Annotated in this window: 14 protein-coding genes and 2 pseudogenes; 10 read left to right on the plus strand and 6 right to left on the minus strand. The window is 71.4% G+C overall.

Annotation, left to right across the window (positions count from 1 at the left end; all coding sequences use genetic code 11):
• Positions 1 to 430, minus strand: a pseudogene (locus tag ACFU95_RS41365) (sortase domain-bontaining protein); the annotation flags it as partial.
• Between the two features lie 331 nt (positions 431 to 761).
• Between ACFU95_RS41365 and ACFU95_RS41370 the strand changes: the two are divergent.
• Positions 762 to 1,256, plus strand: coding sequence for a hypothetical protein (locus ACFU95_RS41370; protein WP_383839747.1), 495 nt, complete (start codon positions 762 to 764; stop codon positions 1,254 to 1,256).
• Positions 1,257 to 1,372: 116 nt separating this feature from the next.
• On the opposite strand, the gene ACFU95_RS41375 is transcribed toward ACFU95_RS41370, so the two are convergent.
• From ACFU95_RS41375 to ACFU95_RS41385, 3 genes are all read right to left on the minus strand, one after another.
• Complete coding sequence (locus ACFU95_RS41375; RefSeq protein ID WP_383839750.1) at positions 1,373 to 1,882, minus strand: hypothetical protein; 510 nt, start codon at positions 1,880 to 1,882, stop codon at positions 1,373 to 1,375.
• A gap of 202 nt (positions 1,883 to 2,084) precedes the next feature.
• Positions 2,085 to 2,849 carry a hypothetical protein gene (locus tag ACFU95_RS41380; RefSeq protein ID WP_383839753.1) on the minus strand — a complete coding sequence of 255 codons (765 nt, stop codon included), beginning with the start codon at positions 2,847 to 2,849 and terminating at the stop codon, positions 2,085 to 2,087.
• 24 nt (positions 2,850 to 2,873) lie between these two features.
• The gene (locus tag ACFU95_RS41385; RefSeq protein ID WP_383839756.1) at positions 2,874 to 3,002 is read right to left on the minus strand and encodes a hypothetical protein; all 129 of its coding nucleotides are present in this window, start codon (positions 3,000 to 3,002) and stop codon (positions 2,874 to 2,876) included.
• A gap of 797 nt (positions 3,003 to 3,799) precedes the next feature.
• Between ACFU95_RS41385 and ACFU95_RS41390 the strand changes: the two genes are divergently transcribed.
• The 4 genes from ACFU95_RS41390 to ACFU95_RS41405 all read left to right on the plus strand — a co-directional run bounded on the left by ACFU95_RS41390 (position 3,800) and on the right by ACFU95_RS41405 (position 9,327).
• The gene (locus tag ACFU95_RS41390) at positions 3,800 to 4,789 is read left to right on the plus strand and encodes an SCO0930 family lipoprotein (protein WP_383839759.1); all 990 of its coding nucleotides are present in this window, start codon (positions 3,800 to 3,802) and stop codon (positions 4,787 to 4,789) included.
• Between the two features lie 377 nt (positions 4,790 to 5,166).
• Complete coding sequence (locus tag ACFU95_RS41395) at positions 5,167 to 5,979, plus strand: SAM-dependent methyltransferase (protein ID WP_383839762.1); 813 nt, start codon at positions 5,167 to 5,169, stop codon at positions 5,977 to 5,979.
• On the plus strand, positions 5,976 to 8,111 hold the full coding sequence (locus tag ACFU95_RS41400) for a putative bifunctional diguanylate cyclase/phosphodiesterase (protein WP_383839765.1): 2,136 nt from the start codon (positions 5,976 to 5,978) through the stop codon (positions 8,109 to 8,111). Before ACFU95_RS41395 ends, ACFU95_RS41400 begins: the two co-directional genes overlap by 4 nt.
• A gap of 205 nt (positions 8,112 to 8,316) precedes the next feature.
• Positions 8,317 to 9,327: an alcohol dehydrogenase catalytic domain-containing protein gene (locus ACFU95_RS41405; protein ID WP_383839768.1), complete on the plus strand. Its 1,011-nt coding sequence runs from the start codon at positions 8,317 to 8,319 to the stop codon at positions 9,325 to 9,327.
• Between the two features lie 36 nt (positions 9,328 to 9,363).
• On the opposite strand, the gene ACFU95_RS41410 is transcribed toward ACFU95_RS41405, so the two are convergent.
• Positions 9,364 to 10,248, minus strand: a complete 885-nt coding sequence (locus ACFU95_RS41410; protein ID WP_383839771.1) for a LysR family transcriptional regulator — start codon at positions 10,246 to 10,248, stop codon at positions 9,364 to 9,366.
• Between the two features lie 131 nt (positions 10,249 to 10,379).
• Here ACFU95_RS41410 and ACFU95_RS41415 point away from each other — a divergent pair, with 131 nt between their 5' ends.
• The 5 genes and pseudogenes from ACFU95_RS41415 to ACFU95_RS41435 form a co-directional block, all read left to right on the plus strand.
• Positions 10,380 to 11,051: a succinate dehydrogenase gene (locus tag ACFU95_RS41415; protein ID WP_383839773.1), complete on the plus strand. Its 672-nt coding sequence runs from the start codon at positions 10,380 to 10,382 to the stop codon at positions 11,049 to 11,051.
• A gap of 2 nt (positions 11,052 to 11,053) precedes the next feature.
• Positions 11,054 to 13,003, plus strand: a complete 1,950-nt coding sequence (locus ACFU95_RS41420; protein WP_383839776.1) for a fumarate reductase/succinate dehydrogenase flavoprotein subunit — start codon at positions 11,054 to 11,056, stop codon at positions 13,001 to 13,003.
• Complete coding sequence (locus tag ACFU95_RS41425; protein ID WP_383839778.1) at positions 13,000 to 13,746, plus strand: succinate dehydrogenase/fumarate reductase iron-sulfur subunit; 747 nt, start codon at positions 13,000 to 13,002, stop codon at positions 13,744 to 13,746. The genes ACFU95_RS41420 and ACFU95_RS41425 overlap by 4 nt, the downstream gene beginning before the upstream one ends.
• A gap of 238 nt (positions 13,747 to 13,984) precedes the next feature.
• A complete protein-coding gene (locus ACFU95_RS41430; protein WP_383839781.1) occupies positions 13,985 to 14,755 on the plus strand; it encodes a GNAT family N-acetyltransferase in 771 nt (256 codons plus the stop codon).
• A gap of 13 nt (positions 14,756 to 14,768) precedes the next feature.
• Positions 14,769 to 15,389, plus strand: a pseudogene (locus tag ACFU95_RS41435) (lysophospholipid acyltransferase family protein); the annotation flags it as partial.
• Positions 15,390 to 15,638: 249 nt separating this feature from the next.
• Here the strand turns inward: ACFU95_RS41435 and ACFU95_RS41440 are convergent.
• On the minus strand, positions 15,639 to 16,376 hold the full coding sequence (locus ACFU95_RS41440; protein WP_383839784.1) for a hypothetical protein: 738 nt from the start codon (positions 16,374 to 16,376) through the stop codon (positions 15,639 to 15,641).
• Positions 16,377 to 16,483 lie beyond the last annotated feature (107 nt).

Genomic DNA, 16,483 nt, shown 5'->3' on the forward strand with positions numbered 1-16,483 from the left:
AGAACACGGCGGGGCCCTGCGTGTTGTCGACATGGCCGACGACCACCGCGGTGCCCTTCTCGCCGGGGGACACGGAGCCGGTGAACCAGCCCGCCAGATTGGGGTCCTCCGGCGGCGGCGCGCCGACCCAGCCGTCCACGTCCAGGCCGACCGGGATGACCGGCGCGTCCACCTGGATCCCGGGGATCCTGACCCGCTCCGGCAGCGCGTACGGCAGCGGCTGAGCGGCACCGGCGAAGAGGCCGCCTGGCACCTGGCGGTCCGCGGCGGCCGCCGACGCGGGCTGCGGCGGACCCACGTCGAACTCGCCCGAGCCGTTGCGAACGAGCGCGAGACCGGTCAGCAGGACAAGCGCTATCACACCCCAAGGAGCACGCTTCCTCCGCCGCTCCTCCTCTTCGGCCAGTTCGGCCGCCTCGGACGCAGACATTCGCCTTCCCCTCTCGGCGCGGCCGTCGCCACGTCATTCGCGCATACGTGAACGCTAAGTCCCGCGCGCGCAACCGGCGACGGCACAGATACGAACGGGTGGCCCGCTCTCCTTTCGGTGCGCCATCCGAGTTGCCGCCGACAGGAAAATTCTGACGGTCCGTGACCTGCGGCAATTCCGATTGTGGGGTTGTCGGTCGGTGTGTCCTCTCACCAGGACGGACCATCGCCGAAATGCGGCCTCGCGCACGGCATCTGAGGGTCTTTCTGGGAGGCGCTTTCTCGCCGATCGACCGGGGACGGTTCCCGGGGCGTCTTCCGCGGAGGATCACATGCGTACTTCACGTGCCATGGCGGCCGCTGCCACCGCGGTCGCCGCTCTCAGCCTCGCCGCCCCCGCGGCCGTCGCACGCGACGGCATGCCCGTCGGCCCGAGCAACATCGTGGCTCTGCCGAGCGTCATCGCCCGCGGCGGGCAGCTCACCATCACCGTCGACAACTGCCCGCGGGGCGGCACCGCGACCTCGGACGCGTTCCGGCCCACGCACCTGAGTCCCGTGCGCGGCAGCAACACGGCGCGGGGCACCGCGACGGTCGACAGGAACGCGCGGCCGGGTTCCCACAGCATCACGGTCAGCTGCGACTCCAGGACGCTGACCAACCCGGCCGCCTTCACCGTCATCGGCGGCGTCCAGGGCGGTCTGGGCGGCAGCAGCTCCACCGGGGCGACACCGACCGACATGGCCATCGGGGGCGGGCTCATCGCCGTGGCCCTCGTCGGTGGCGGGGTGTTCTGGATGCGGCGTCGTGCGGAGAAGCGGATCTGACGCGCCGCCCGCGGAGAAGGCTCCGCCGCTCACGTGCCCAGGTCTTCGCCCCGGCCCCCTCGTGGGGATCCGGGGCGAAGACCTGAGCGCAGTCGTGGGCGGGGCGGGCGGTGCTCTCAGGCGTCGTCCCCTTCGGTGCGACGCCGGGAGAGGTGGTACGCCGTCCCGAGCGCGCCCGTGATCAGCGCGGCGCCCAGACCGAGTTCCTTGAGGTTCAGTCCGGCGAGGCTGCCCCCGTCACCCGCGTGCACGCCCTTCCGCGGGTGCGCGGGCCGTACCGGTGCGGGCCGGCCGCCGGCGATGGTGAGGTCGACGCTCTGCCAGAAGGTGCCGCAGTAGAACGACACCTCGTACACGGCACCCGGCCTGGCGTCCCGGTCGACCATGACCCTGGCCGTCGTGCGCCCCCGGCGAATGGTGACGGTGTCGAAGACGGCCGAGGCCACGGTCACGCTCTGCTCGCAGCCGGTCGCGCGCAGGATGACCGGGTCGCCGGCCGCGACGGTGGTGGGCAGGACCCTGGCCCAGAATCCTGAGTCGTCGTCGTGCGCCCGGGCGGCCGGGGCGGTCATGGCGAGGGCGGTGGCACTCAGCAGGGCGGCCGAAGTGACGCGTATCGCGCGCATGGGTGGTTCCTCCGGGTTCCCCGAGGAGCAGCTGCGGACCTCTTCCGCTCGCGACGGACATGCACCTCGATGGTCGAAACGCTAGGAAGGTGCGTCCACCTGCGCGATCGCTGTCGTACGAATGGGTCAACGGTGTGGGCCGCTCAGGGGACGGCGTCCCCCGTCGGCCCGTCGGCCCGTCGGCCCGTCGGGTGAGGGGCTGTCAGCCCTTGATGTGTGGGAAGAGTTCGAGGAACGGTTCCGCCGATGCCGTCACGCCCCGGCTGTACGGCGCGTCGAAGTCCCAGATGAGGAAGAGCAGGAAGGCGATCAGCGCGGAGAAGAGCCCGGCCAGGACCAGTTCGCGGGGTGTGCGCCGGATCTGCAGGGCGAAGATCATCCCGATGGTGACCAGGCCGCCCGCGATGAGCCCGAACCACACCACGCCCGGCATGGTCTCCCCGGTCGAGTTCGCCCGGGCGTTGCGCGCCTGGTCGGCGGCGGTGACCTGGTCGAGGACCGGTTGGTAGGCCTGTGCCTCGAAGTCCGTCCTCGGCTCGTAGTCGGTGACGTCCTCGCGGACGCGCTGAAGAAGCTCGGTGCCGCGCTCGGTCATCCGGCCGTCGTCGGCCATCGTCTTCCACTCGGTGTTGACGACGTGTCCGACATAGGCGTTGACATCCTCCCGAATGCGGTCGCGGACGTCGGCGGGATAGATCCGGACCCGCTCCGAGATCTCGTGCAGCGCCACGGCCTCCGCCTGGACGTGGTCCTGGGCGGCGCTGCGGCCCTCCCACACGCCGGCGATGGCCAGGCCCAGGACGATGGCGTAGACCACGCCGATCCACATCGTCATGTACTCGATGACGTCCGGCGTCTCGGAGGGGTCCTCGTCGTCGGGGGCCGTGCGGTGTCGCAGGAGGGTGATGATGACCACCACGGAGCAGGCGGCCAGCATCGCGAGGGTGAGAACAAGCCATTCCGGCAAGAGATGCCTCCAGGTTCAGCGGGCTCAGCGCGGACGCAGCGCGGCCACGGCGGCGATGGCGGGCACCGCGATGAGCAGGACGAAGGTGAGGGGCGACGGGGCGTCGTCCGCCGCCCGCCGGTGGTGGGTGGCGCGGTACGGGGGGTAGTGCACCGGGGTCGCGGACGGACTCGGGGTGGGCCTGACCGACGGCTCGGGTGCCGGCGCCGGAGTGGGGGCCGGCCGCGGGCGGGGTGGCGCGGGCCTCGGAGCCGGGGGCGCCGCAGTCGCCGGGGGTGGTGGCGGAGGCGGCGGCTCGGGTCTCGGGGTGGGCGTGGGTTTCGGTGTCGGCGTGGGCGTGAGATCCGGCGAGGGCGACGGCTTGGGCGTGGGCGACGGAGTGGGCGACGGCGTCGGTGTCGGGGTGGGGGTCGGGCTCGGGGTCGGGCACTGCGAGGGAGTCGGCCAGGTGAAGGTCCCGGCGACCGCGACCGCCCTCGCGCCGTCCGGGCCGGTGTCGGCGTACGCGCAGACAGTCGCCTCGGCCATGCCGGCCGGTGCCGACACCAGGAGCCAGGTCAGTGTCAGCACCGTCAACACCCGTGTGGTGAGGGTGGATTGGGTCGGTTCGTGTCCATGCACGACGAAGATCTTGAGCCCAGTTCGCGTGACCATACGCCGAAGAGTGAGTTGATTGCCCCGAACGGGCGACAGATGACCCACGAAAGGTTTGATCCGCCGGCGGACGCGTAACCGCGAGGGGCGCACGCGTGTGCGATGAAAAGTGGGCGGAGGGGTGGGCGGGACAGGCGGGGCCCGGAGGATTCACAGGTGTGACGCGGGCGGCGCCACAGGTTCCGGAAAGAAATTTGTGCGCCGGTTGAACACGAGCGTGGCTCCCGTGCGTACCTCCTGTCGTGCGGCGGCGCAGCAGGGCGCTGCAACATCCTTGTGATATTGGGGAGTTGACGATGAAGACCTCGTGGCGGAGCGCCTCGCTCGTGGTGAGCGCCGTAGCGGTACTGGCGCTGACGACGGCATGTGGGGAGGAAGCGGCCCCGCCGGCGAGCAGTCAGAACGTCGGTGCCACGGCCGCGGCCGGTGACTACGGAACCGCTGGTACCGGTCTGGGGAACGGATCCGGTTACGACGCCGGCGCGGAGGGCCAGGAGAGCGCCGCCACGCAGGCGAACTCCGCTGGTGAGCTGTCCGTTTCCACCAACGAGGAACTCGGCAAGGTGCTGACCGACAGCGCCGGTGTGACGCTCTACCGCTTCGACAAGGACACCGTGGATCCGCCCAAGTCGAACTGCGACGGCGACTGTGCCGCGAAGTGGCCGCCGGTCCCCGCGGACGATGCCACGGCCGGTGCCGGTATCGACAAGGCGCTGCTCGGCTCGGTCACCCGGTCCGACGGCACCAAGCAGCTGACGGTCGACGGCTGGCCGGCGTACCGCTTCGCCAAGGACGTCAACGCCGGTGACGTCAAGGGCCAGGGCGTGGGCGGCACTTGGTACGCGCTCGCCCCCGACGGCAAGAAGGCACAGGGCGGGGCCGAGGCCGAGGCGGGCGACCTGCCCGGTCTGTCCACGCGCAAGGACGCCAAGCTGGGCGAGATCGTCATCGACAAGAACGGCCACACGGTCTACCGCTTCATGAAGGACTCGCCCTGGCCGATGAAGACGGCGTGCACCGGCGAGTGCCTGGAGAAGTGGCCGGTCATCGAGCCGGTCGACGCCAAGGACACCAAGGGCATCGACCTGAAGGGGTCCGGTCCCCGGGGTCAGGGTTACGTGGTCTTCGACCGGCCCGACGGGCTGAAGCAGCAGACCATCGACTGTGTGCCGATCTACACCTTCGCCGGTGACAAGAAGCCCGGCGACACCAACGGTCAGGGCGTCGGCGGAACCTGGTTCGCCATCCGTCCCGACGGCAAGCCGGTCGGCGCGCCGGAGCAGTAGAGGATCACACCTCCCCAGGGTTGATCGCCTCACCCAGTCGAGCACGGACCAGGGAAGGGAGGGGGAGACACAGCGAGAGTGCCGGACGAACGGACGGCGCGCCGATCCACCGGTCCGCCCCCCCCCGCGGCTCAACGCGCGGGGGGGCGGACCGGTTTGCCGTGATGCACCCCGGTTCATCAGCCTGTTTCACCATGGTTCGGAACTCTGTGGAATGCTTCGGATGCTTTCGTGAAGAGTGCGTGGGGCGTCCATCCGGCACGTGCCACAGGCAGTGACCGGGAACGGATGGTCAATTTCCGTTTCTGCTCGCTCCTTTGGCGGGCGATCAGTAGCCTCAGCTCGAACACCGGATCGCCTACGCCATGGAGAGACAGATGGAGCGTCCCGCCTGGGCCCCTCGGAGCATCGACATCTCGGTGCCCAGCGTCTCGCGGATCTACGACTACTACCTGGGCGGTTCGCACAACTTCGAGGTCGACCGGGAAGCCGGCCGCAAGGCCATGGAGTTCATGCCGGGACTGCCCAAGATCATGCAGGCGAACCGGGCGTTCATGCGCCGCGCGGTGCGCTACGCGGTCGACGAGGGCATCACCCAGTTCCTGGACATCGGCTCCGGGATCCCGACCTTCGGCAACGTCCACGAGGTCGCCCAGACGGCCAGTCCCGACGCACGCGTGGTGTACGTCGACCACGACCCGGTCGCCGTCGCGCACAGCCAGGCGGTCCTGGAGGGCAACGAGGGCGCGGACATCGTCGCCGGGGACCTGCGCAAGCCCCGGGAGATCCTCGCCAGTTCCGAGGTCGAGCGCCTCATCGACCTGAACCGGCCGGTGGCGCTGCTGCTCGTTGCCATACTGCACTTCGTGGAGGACGAGGACGACCCGTACGACGTGGTGGCACAACTGCGCGACGCGCTCGCGCCCGGCAGCCTGCTGGTGCTCACGCATGCCTCGTACGAGGGAATCCCGCTGTCCGAGGAGCGGGCCAAGGGCACGGTCGACGTGTACAAGGACATTCGCAACCCGCTGATCATGCGCTCGCGCGACACCATCGCGCGGTTCTTCGAGGGGTACGACATGGTGGAACCCGGACTGGTGCCGATGCCGCTCTGGCGACCGGACACCGCACCGGACGACGAGGATCCGTGGGCCTTCTCCGGGTTCGCCGGCGTGGGGCGTACGGCGTGAGCGCGGGGCCGGACGGGCCGGAGGACAGACTGCGCCGGTTCGCGACGATCTGGAGCCGGGCGGTCTTCCCGGTGACCTCGACGTCGTCGACCCGGCCGGAGTTCGAGGAGCAGCTGCTCCCGCTGGCCAGGCGGTTGAGCGAGGCGCTCAGGTCCAGGACCTTCGACGCGGACGAGGGCAAGGCGGTCGGCGCCGCCCTCGTCGGCGCGCACTGCACCGACCCCGAGGCGCTCAGCCGCTCGCTGGACTGCGTCGACGCCTACCTCGTGCTCTACTGCGGCGCCGACGGCGACCAGGAGGACCTGCGGGCCCGCTCGGCGCGGCTTCAGCACGCCATGGCCGCCGGGTTCGCCCAGGCGTTGCGCGAGCGCACGCTGGCCGAGCAGGAGGCGATCTCCGCGGCCGCCCTCAAGGCGCAGGGCGTGGTCGCCCAGGCCCTGCACGCCACCGAGGCCCGCTTCCGCGCGGTCTTCGAGGGCGCGGCCATAGGAATCGGCATCGCCGACCTGGAGGGCAACGTCCTCCAGGTCAACGGCGCGCTGCTGAGGATGTTCGGTGTCTCCGAGCAGACCATGCACGGCCGCAACGTCATGCAGTGGACCCACCCCGAGGACGCGCCGCAGACCTGGAAGCTCTACGACGAACTGGTACGCGGCGAGCGCGAGCACTACCACGTCGAGAAGGCGTTCTCCCGCCCTGACGGAACGGTCCTGTGGACCAACCTCACGGTCTCCCTGCTGCGTGATGCCGACGGCGAACCGCAGTACCAGCTGGCCCTCATGGAGGACACCACCGAGCGCCGCCTGCTCAATCTGCGGCTGCGCTACGAGGCCACGCACGACGCGCTCACCGGTCTGCCCAACCGCACCTTCTTCTTCGAGCGCCTGGAGAAGGCGCTGGGCGCCGGGGAAGGCCAGCGCTTCGGCCTGTGCTACCTCGACCTGGACGGCTTCAAGACCGTCAACGACAGCCTCGGCCACGCGGCCGGCGACCGGCTGCTCGTGGAGGTCGCCGACCGGCTCCAGTCCTGCGCCACCGCGCCCGGCGAGATGGTCGCGCGGCTCGGCGGCGACGAGTTCGTGGCGCTGACCACCGGCCCCGACACCGAGCACGAGGTCGACGAACTCGCCGCCCGCATCATGAACGCGCTCATCGCCCCGATCAGCGTCGACGGCCGGGAGCTGACCGTGCGCGGCAGCATCGGCATCGTCGAGGGGCCGTCCGGGGAACGCAGCCCGGCGGAGGTGCTGCGCAGCGCCGACATCACCATGTACCGGGCCAAGTCGGCGGGCGGCAACCGCTTCGAGCTCGCCGACGAGGAGGCCGACGCCCGCGCCATCACCCGGCACGGACTGACCACGGCGCTGCCGATGGCCCTGGAGCGGGGCGAGTTCTTCATCGAGTACCAGCCGCTGGTCCACCTCGGCGACGGCAGTGTGCGCGGCGCGGAGGCGCTGGTGCGCTGGCTGCATCCGCAGCACGGCATCCTCGGCCCGGACCGGTTCATCCCGCTCGCCGAGCACACGGGACTCATCGTTCCGCTCGGCCGCTGGGTCCTGGAGCAGTCGGTGCGTCAGGCGCGCGAGTGGCGCGAACGCCTGGACGACACCGGCCCGCTCCGCATCAACGTCAACCTCTCGCCCTGTCAGCTCACCCACCCCGGGCTGGTCCAGGACACGGTGGACATCCTGGAGCGCGCGGGCGTGGCACCCGACGCCCTCTGCCTGGAGGTCACCGAGTCGGCCCTCATCGGCGCCGACGACGATCTGCTCAAGCCCCTGCGGCGCCTGGCCGAGATGGGCGTCGACATCGCCCTGGACGACTTCGGCACCGGCTACTCCAACCTCGCCAACCTGCGTCGGCTGCCGGTGAGCATCCTCAAGCTGGACCGCTCCTTCACCCAGAGCATGCAGCGGTTCCCGGCCGACCCCGTCGACCTCAAGATCGTCGAGGGGATCGTCTCCCTCGCCCACGGTCTGGACCTCACGGTCACGGTGGAGGGCGTGGAGACCGGAGCCCAGGCCGAGCAGCTGCGGATCCTGGGCTGCGACACGGCCCAGGGCTGGTACTACGCCCGTCCGGGCCCGCCGGACCGACTGCACGAACTGGCGCTGGTGGACGCCGCGGGCTGAAGCCCGGTGGCCGTACGGGGCGGGGCGGGGCGCGTCCTGTCCCGTACGGCTGCTCTCGCCGAGTGGGTCGGCGCAAGGGCGGGACCGGCCGCGGCGATCGCGCGGAAAGAGGCATGGGGCGGGGACACTGAGGACCCGAAGACCCGAAGGACACCGGGCAACCGGACAACCCGGAGGGCCTCTCCTCAACCCCCAGGAGCCCGCGATGCGTGCTGCCGTCGCCACCGGCGCGAACCTTCCGCTCGCCCTCGACGAGCTCGACGTCCCCCAGCCGGCCGCCGGCGAGGTCCTGGTCAAGGTCACCGCCTGCGGCGTCTGCTTCTCCGACCTGAACCTCCTGCGCGGTCACTACCCCTTCGCCCGGTATCCCGTCGTCCCCGGCCATGAGATCACCGGGGTGGTGACCGCGGTCGGCGAGGGCGTGGCCTGGCCCGAGGTCGGGACCGTGGTGGGAGCCCAGTTCCTGTACGACTCCTGCGGGCACTGCGACCACTGCGTGCGCGGAGACCAGATCCTGTGTCCCCGCAAGCGCGTCACCGGCGTCGTCACCGACGGTGGCTACGCCGAGTACGCCCTGCTCAAGGCCGACTTCGTCACCCCGCTGCCGGACGGCCTCGACCCCGTGGCCGCGGCCCCGCTGATGTGCGCGGGCCTGACCGCCTTCAACGGTCTGCGGCAGGGCGGCGCCAGGGCCGGAGCCAGGGTCGCCGTCGTCGGACTGGGCGGAGTGGGTGCCCTGGCCGTGCGCTACGCGGTCGCCATGGGCGCCCGGGTGGCGGTCGTGGGCCGTTCCCGGCGCGGCGAGGAGCAGGCGAAGAGCCTGGGCGCCGAACTGCACGTGGCCACCGACGAGTCCGACCCGGCCGACGCGCTCAGGGCCTGGGACGGGGGCGCGAACCTGGTGCTCAACGCCGCCCCGTCCACGGCGGCCGCCACCGCCACCGTCGGCGGCCTCGCCCCCGACGGCACACTCCTCCTCCTCGGCTACGGTCCACAACCGCTCACGCTGCCCACCCAGCCCATGATCCTCAACCGCCTGCACGTGGCCGCGTCCCCGTCCGGCTCCCCGCACGATCTGCGCGACACCCTCGCCTTCTCGGCGGCTCACAAAATCCTGCCCGAGGTCACACCGATCGCCCTCGACCAGGCTCCGGCGGTCCTCGACGCGATGGCCGACGGATCCGCGCACGGCCGCAGCGTGATCACCTTCGGCTGACCTGCCGGGTCCGCGCGGGCGGCCCTCAAGCGCCGCTCACCGTTCCAACAGCATCCGCTGAAGCTCCCGCGCGGCCCGGGGCGGAGCCACGTCGCTGCGGTGGGCGAGCGCGATCGTGCGGTGCAGGCCGGGCCGGGCCAGCGGGGTGACCCGTAGACCCCGGCCCGACCGTGCCGCGACCATGCGCGGGACGACGGCCACCCCCAGCCCGGCCCGCACGAACCCCAGCACCGCGTCCATCTCGCCGCCCTCGACCGCGAAGTCCGGTTCGAAGCCCTCGGCGCGGCAGGCGGCCACGGTCAGTTCACGCAGGTCGTAGCCGTGCCGGAACATCACCAGGCGTTCGCCCTCCAGGTCGGCGATCCGCACGGTGCGCCGGTTCCCGCCCGGATGGGGCGCCTCCGGCGAGGAGACGACCACCAGGTCCTCGCGGAGCAGCTCCACCGTGGTCAGCGCGGGGGAGGGGGTCGGCAGGGGCAGGACGACCAGGGCCAGGTCGAGGGCGCCGCGGGCGAGCTCCCGCACCAGGTCGTGCGAGCCGCCCTCCTCGATCAGCAGCTGGATGCCGGGGTAGCGGTCGTGGAAGGCGCGCAGCACGTCCGGGAGCAGGCCCGTGCACACGCTCGGGGTGGCGCCCAGCCGGACGCGGCCCTGGCGCAGCTGCACCAGTTCCTGCACCTCGTGCCGTGCGGTGTCCGCGTCGGCCAGGATGCGCCGGGCCAGGGGCAGCAGGGCCTCGCCGGCGTCCGTCAGCGTGATGTTGCCGCGCGCCCGCAGGAAGAGGTCCGCGCCCAACTCCCGCTCCAGCGCCTTGATCTGCTGTGACAGCGAGGGCTGCGCGACATGCACCAGGTCGGCGGCCCGGGTGAAGTGCCGGGTCTCGGCGACCGCCACGAAGTACTGGAGCTGCTGGAACTGCATCCTCCCAGCATACGGCGACCATAGAGTATGCCTATCGAAACGAGCCGGACCATGTCTTGGACCGATGAGGGTGTCCGGCCATAGCGTCCTGTTCCATGGCTCTGGCAACGCGGACGGATCGACGGCCGTCCATGGCACGCACGGTGTGGGACTCCACCGTCGGCAAGAAGACCGTGATGGCGGTCAGCGGGCTGATCATGCTGCTGTACCTGGTCACCCACATGATCGGCAACCTGAAGATCTTCTTCGGGGCGGGCGAGTTCAACCACTACGCGCACTGGCTGCGCATCGTCGGCGAGCCGTTCATGCACTACGAGTGGACGCTCTGGCTCGTCCGGGTCGTGCTGGTCGTCGCCGTCGTCGCGCACGCCACCTCGGCGTACCAGCTCAGCCGCCGCGACATCAGGGCGCGCCCCAGCAAGTACGTGCACAGGAAGCCGCGGGCGAGCTATGCCACGCGCACCATGCGCTGGGGCGGCATCATCCTCGGCCTGTTCATCGTCTGGCACATCCTGGACCTGACGACCGGCACCGTGCACTCCGGCGGCTTCCAGGAGGGCCACCCGTACCAGAACGTCGTGGACACCTTCTCCACCTGGTACGGCAACGTCGTCTACATCGTCGCGATGCTCGCGCTCGGCCTGCACGTCCGGCACGGCTTCTGGAGCGCCGCCCAGACCCTCGGCGCCGGCAGCCGCACCCGCGACCGCACCCTGAAGGCCACGGCCAACGTCCTCGCGCTGCTGCTCACGGCCGGCTTCATCGCCGTACCCGTGGGTGTCATGACCGGAGTGGTGAGCTGACCATGAACGCGTACACCGACTACACGACCGGCGAACCCGTCGTCGACGGCAAAGCCCCCTCCGGCCCCGTCAACGAGCGCTGGGACAAGCGCCGCTTCGAGGCCAAGCTGGTCAACCCCGCCAACCGGCGCAAACACACGGTGATCGTGGTCGGGACCGGGCTGGCCGGCGGCTCCGCGGGCGCCACCCTCGCCGAACAGGGCTACCACGTCGTTCAGTTCTGCTACCAGGACTCCCCGCGCCGCGCCCACTCCATCGCCGCGCAGGGCGGCATCAACGCGGCCAAGAACTACCGCAACGACGGCGACTCCGTCCACCGGCTGTTCTACGACACCGTCAAGGGCGGCGACTTCCGGGCCCGGGAGTCCAACGTGCACCGCCTCGCGCAGATCTCGGTCGAGATCATCGACCAGTGTGTCGCGCAGGGCGTGCCGTTCGCCCGCGAGTACGGCGGTCTGCTCGACACCCGGTCCTTCGGCGGCGTACAGGTCTCCCGGACCTTCTACGCCCGCGGCCAGACGGGACAGCAGCTGCTGCTCGGCGCCTACCAGGCCCTCAGCAGGCAGATCGCCGCGGGGAACATCGAGATGCACCCCCGTACCGAGATGCTCGACCTGATCGTCGTCGACGGGAAGGCGCGCGGCATCGTGGCGCGCGATCTCATCACCGGCCGCATCGACACGTACTTCGCGGACGCCGTCGTACTCGCCAGCGGCGGCTACGGCAACGTCTTCTACCTGTCGACGAACGCCATGAACTCCAACGCCACCGCGATCTGGCGGGCCCACCGGCGCGGCGCCCACTTCGCCAACCCCTGCTTCACCCAGATCCACCCCACCTGCATCCCGCGCACCGGCGACCACCAGTCCAAGCTGACGCTGATGAGCGAGTCGCTGCGCAACGACGGCCGGATCTGGGTGCCGAAGGCGAAGGGCGACGACCGTCCCGCGAACAGGATCCCCGAGGACGAGCGCGACTACTACCTGGAGCGCGTCTACCCGTCCTTCGGCAACCTCGTGCCGCGCGACATCGCCTCCCGCGCCGCGAAGAACGTCTGCGACGAGGGCAGGGGAGTGGGCCCGGGCGGACAGGGCGTCTACCTCGACTTCGCGGACGCCATCAAGCGGATGGGCCGGGGGGCCGTCGAGGCCAGGTACGGCAACCTCTTCGACATGTACCAGCGGATCACCGACGAGGATCCGTACGAGGTGCCGATGCGGATCTACCCGGCCGTGCACTACACGATGGGCGGCCTGTGGGTCGACTACGACCTCCAGACCACCATCCCCGGCCTGTTCGCGATCGGCGAGGCCAACTTCTCCGACCACGGCGCGAACCGCCTCGGCGCCTCCGCCCTGATGCAGGGCCTGGCCGACGGCTACTTCGTACTGCCGGCCACCATCAACGACTACCTCGCCCGCAACCCGCACCACGAGAAGGTCACCGGCGAACACCCGGTCGTCCAGGAGGTGCTGGCCGAGACCCAGGACCGCGTCAACCTCCTGCTGGCCGTGGACGGCGACCGTACGCCGGACTCCTTCCACCGCGAACTCGGCGAACTGATGTGGGAGTTCTGCGGGATGGCCCGCACGGACTCCGGACTGCGCAAGGCGCTGAGCCGCATCCCGCAGATCCGCGAGGAGTTCTGGCGGCGCATCAAGGTCCCCGGTGTCGGCGAGGAGTTCAACCAGTCACTGGAGAAGGCCAACCGCGTCGTCGACTACCTGGAACTCGCCGAGCTCATGTGCCTCGACGCACTGCACCGCGACGAGTCCTGCGGCGGCCACTTCCGCGAGGAGTCGCAGACACCGGACGGAGAGGCCGCCCGCAAGGACGACGAGTTCGGCTACGCGGCGGCCTGGGAGTTCACCGAGACCGGCGCCGCTCCCGTCCTGCACAGGGAAGACCTGGTCTTCGAGTACGTCCACCCCACCCAGCGGAGCTACGCATGAAGCTCACCCTGCGCGTCTGGCGGCAGAAGAACGCCGACGCCGAAGGCGCCATGTCCACGTACGAGGTGGACGGCATCTCCACCGACATGTCCTTCCTGGAGATGCTCGACACCCTCAACGAGGAGCTCATCCTCCGCGGTGAGGACCCGGTCGCGTTCGACCACGACTGCCGTGAGGGCATCTGCGGCGCCTGCTCGCTCGTGATCAACGGCGATGCGCACGGGCCGGAACGCACCACCACCTGTCAGCTGCACATGCGGTCCTTCGAGGACGGCGACACGATCGACATCGAGCCCTGGCGTGCGTCGGCGTTCCCGGTGATCAAGGACCTGGTCGTCGACCGGACGGCGTTCGACCGGATCATCCAGGCCGGTGGGTACATCACCGCGCCGACGGGTGCGGCTCCCGAGGCCCACGCCGCGCCGGTGCCGAAGCCGGACGCCGACCTCGCCTTCGAACACGCCGAGTGCATCGGGTGCGGGGCGTGTGTGGCGGCGTGTCCCAACGGGGCGGCGATGCTGTTCACCTCCGCCAAGATCAACCATCTGAACGTGCTGCCGCAGGGCGCGCCCGAGCGGGAGACACGGGTCCTCGACATGGTGGCGCAGATGGACGAGGAGGGCTTCGGAGGCTGCACCCTCGCCGGGGAGTGCGCGACCGCCTGCCCCAAGGGCATCCCGCTCATGTCCATCACCGGCATGAACAAGGAGTGGCTGCGGGCCGCGCGGAAGGTGAAGCGGTAGCGCCGGCGCGCCCCTGAGGGCGTGGCAACAGACGTTCGCCGTGATGTGCGGACGGGCGGGGTCGGGAGGTGCTCCCCGGCCCCGTCTCGCGTTCGGCGCACGCGGCAAGTTCAACATCCGCACATCCGCTCTCCTGGCACAGGTCACGCGTACGCCAACCGGCATCGGAAGAACAGGACCGGCACCGCTCGCCACCGCCCTCCGCTCGCCGTCCCCGGCCCGTGACCAGGAGTAAGCCATGACCGGCGTACTGACCGTCGACCGTCCCCCGCAGCCCACGGCCCCCACCCGCTACACCGTCGGCCTCGCCCGCGACGAGGAGGACGTGCGCGCCGCCCAGCGGCTGCGGCACGACGTCTTCGCCGGTGAGATGGGGGCCCTGCTGACCACCCCGCAGCCGGGTCACGACATCGACGCCTTCGACGCGTACTGCGACCATCTGCTCGTCCGCGAGGAGGTGTCCGGGCAGGTCGTCGGCACCTACCGGCTGCTGCCGCCGGAGCGCGCCGCCGTCGCGGGCCGGCTGTACTCCGAGGGCGAGTTCGACCTCACCCGGATCGACGCCCTGCGCCCGGACCTGGTCGAGGTCGGCCGCTCCTGCGTCCACCCCGACCACCGCGACGGCGCCGTCATCAGCCTCATCTGGGCCGGCATCGCCCGCTACATGGTCGACCGCGGCCACGAGTGGCTGGCCGGCTGCTGCTCGATCCCGCTGGCCGACGGCGGCACGCTCGCGGCCGCGACCTGGGACCGGGTGCAGGCCAAGCACCTGGCCCCGGAGGAGTACCGGGTACGACCCCTGCGCCCCTGGCAGCCGGCCACCGCCGCCCCCGCCACCCGCACCGAACTCCCGGCCCTGCTGCGCGGCTACCTCCGCCTCGGCGCCCTCGTCTGCGGCGAGCCCGCGCACGACCCGGAGTTCGGCGTCGCCGACCTGTACGTGCTGCTGTCGATGCGCCGGGTCAACTCGCGCTATCTGCGGCACTTCCTCTCCCTCGCCCCGGCGTGACGGACGGGCGGCCATGAGCACCCACTCCCTCGGTGCCGTGCACGTCCCCACGGCTACCGCTCCCCAGGCCGGCACGACCGGCACACCGATCGCGTGGGCCCACCCCGTCGAGGCGGCGAACCTCTGGCGGCCCCACGCGCCCTGCACCCCGCGGGCGTGCGTGGACGCGCGGGGACCCGGCAGAGCCGTACCCCTGGCCGCCCTGCGGCTCACGGCCGTCCTGCTCCTGCTGCTCGTCGGCTTCCTGGCCTGCCCGCTGAGCACCCGGATACCCGCGGTCCTGATCCGGCGCTGGTGCGGCTGGGTCGTGCGGGCCGCGGGGGTCCGGGCACGGATCGACGGCGGCGCCGCGCCCGAAGGCGGGCTGCTCCTCGTCGCCAATCACGTCTCCTGGCTGGACATCCCGCTGCTCGCCGCCGTCCGCCCGGCCCGGATGCTCGCCAAGTCGGAGATCCGGGACTGGCCCGTGGCGGGGTGGCTGACCGCCCGCGGCGGCACCCTCTTCATCGACCGCGACAGGATCCGTGCCCTGCCCGGCACCGTGGCCCGGATCGCCGAGGCACTGCGGGCCGGCCAGGCGGTCGCCCTCTTCCCCGAGGGCAGCACCTGGTGCGGCCGCGCCCAGGGCCACTTCCGCCGGGCCGCCTTCCAGGCAGCCCTCGACGCGGACGTCCCCGTCCAGCCGGTCCGGCTGCGGTACCGGACCGCGCGGGGCGCGCCCAGCACGACGGCCGCATTCGTCGGCGAGGACGCGCTGCTGACGTCGGTGTGGCGGGTGGTCAGGGCACGCGAGCTGGTCGCCGACGTCGAGGTGCGGGAGGCCATCGCGCCGGGCCCGCACACCGACCGCCGCGCCCTGGCCCGCGCCGCCGAACGCTCCGCGCTACCGGGGCCGCATCAGCCGGAGATCCTCGCCCCAGGCATCCAGCACCGCCCCGTGCCCCGCCCGGCGGGCCGCGGCCTCCACACGGGCGAACAGCCGCCGCTGGACCGCCACATCGCCGCTCGCCGAGACACGGTCCACGTCCCGCAGCAGGGCGGGGCCGTCCCAGCCCGGCAGCGGATGGCGGGCGAGCTCCCAGCGTAGGTACTTGTTGTACGGGCGAGGGCGCCGGTCCAGGGCGAAGAGCAGCTCCAGGAGGTGCCCCAGACCGTCGGTCGCGTCGAGCCGGGCGGCGAGCGGCTCGCCGTCACGGTCGTTCTTGACCGAGCGGTAGACGGAGTTGGCGTACGCGTCGAGCCATCCGCCGGCGGCCCGGAACGCCTCGTCGGCGCCGAGCCGCGCCTTGGCGGCGAGGATCTGTGCGATCCCCCCGTCCAGCCGGTCGAGCACGACCCGTGCGCGGGCGAGGGCGTACCGCTCGTGCCCCGGCATTCCGGCGGCCCGGAACTCGGCGAGAGAGACGATCACCAGGTCCAGCCGGGCCGTGCGGTGGCCGGTGAGGCGACGAAGGCCCGACGCCGCGCCGTCCGCGAGGACGACGTACAGATCGTGGTCGGAGTGCTCGGTGGCCATGCCGTCGTGGGCCCGCGAGCCCTTGAGGACGAGACCGACCACGGCGGGGTCGGCCGTGGCGAACGCGACGAACGCGTCGTAGGTGAGGGACTGCTGCGTGGTCATGCGTGATCTCCGGTGGGACGGCGACGGGTATGCCTGCCGGGGCGGCCACGGCATGTCCCGGGCGCCCACACGGTCCGCGACGGCACCCGCCGTCGCGCGGAGGATCA

Source organism: Streptomyces sp. NPDC057623 (genome assembly GCF_042800355.1).
In the GTDB taxonomy this organism is placed as follows: domain Bacteria; phylum Actinomycetota; class Actinomycetes; order Streptomycetales; family Streptomycetaceae; genus Streptomyces.

Bases quoted from the DNA above. Each gene is read 5' to 3' on its own strand.
- ACFU95_RS41370 (WP_383839747.1), top strand. From the start codon at position 762: ATGCGTACTTCACGTGCCATGGCGGCCGCTGCCACCGCGGTCGCCGCT.
- ACFU95_RS41375 (WP_383839750.1), bottom strand. From the start codon at position 1,882: ATGCGCGCGATACGCGTCACTTCGGCCGCCCTGCTGAGTGCCACCGCC.
- ACFU95_RS41390 (WP_383839759.1), top strand. From the start codon at position 3,800: ATGAAGACCTCGTGGCGGAGCGCCTCGCTCGTGGTGAGCGCCGTAGCG.
- ACFU95_RS41395 (WP_383839762.1), top strand. From the start codon at position 5,167: ATGGAGCGTCCCGCCTGGGCCCCTCGGAGCATCGACATCTCGGTGCCC.
- ACFU95_RS41405 (WP_383839768.1), top strand. From the start codon at position 8,317: ATGCGTGCTGCCGTCGCCACCGGCGCGAACCTTCCGCTCGCCCTCGAC.
- ACFU95_RS41410 (WP_383839771.1), bottom strand. From the start codon at position 10,248: ATGCAGTTCCAGCAGCTCCAGTACTTCGTGGCGGTCGCCGAGACCCGG.
- ACFU95_RS41415 (WP_383839773.1), top strand. From the start codon at position 10,380: ATGGCACGCACGGTGTGGGACTCCACCGTCGGCAAGAAGACCGTGATG.
- ACFU95_RS41420 (WP_383839776.1), top strand. From the start codon at position 11,054: ATGAACGCGTACACCGACTACACGACCGGCGAACCCGTCGTCGACGGC.
- ACFU95_RS41425 (WP_383839778.1), top strand. From the start codon at position 13,000: ATGAAGCTCACCCTGCGCGTCTGGCGGCAGAAGAACGCCGACGCCGAA.
- ACFU95_RS41430 (WP_383839781.1), top strand. From the start codon at position 13,985: ATGACCGGCGTACTGACCGTCGACCGTCCCCCGCAGCCCACGGCCCCC.
- ACFU95_RS41440 (WP_383839784.1), bottom strand. From the start codon at position 16,376: ATGACCACGCAGCAGTCCCTCACCTACGACGCGTTCGTCGCGTTCGCC.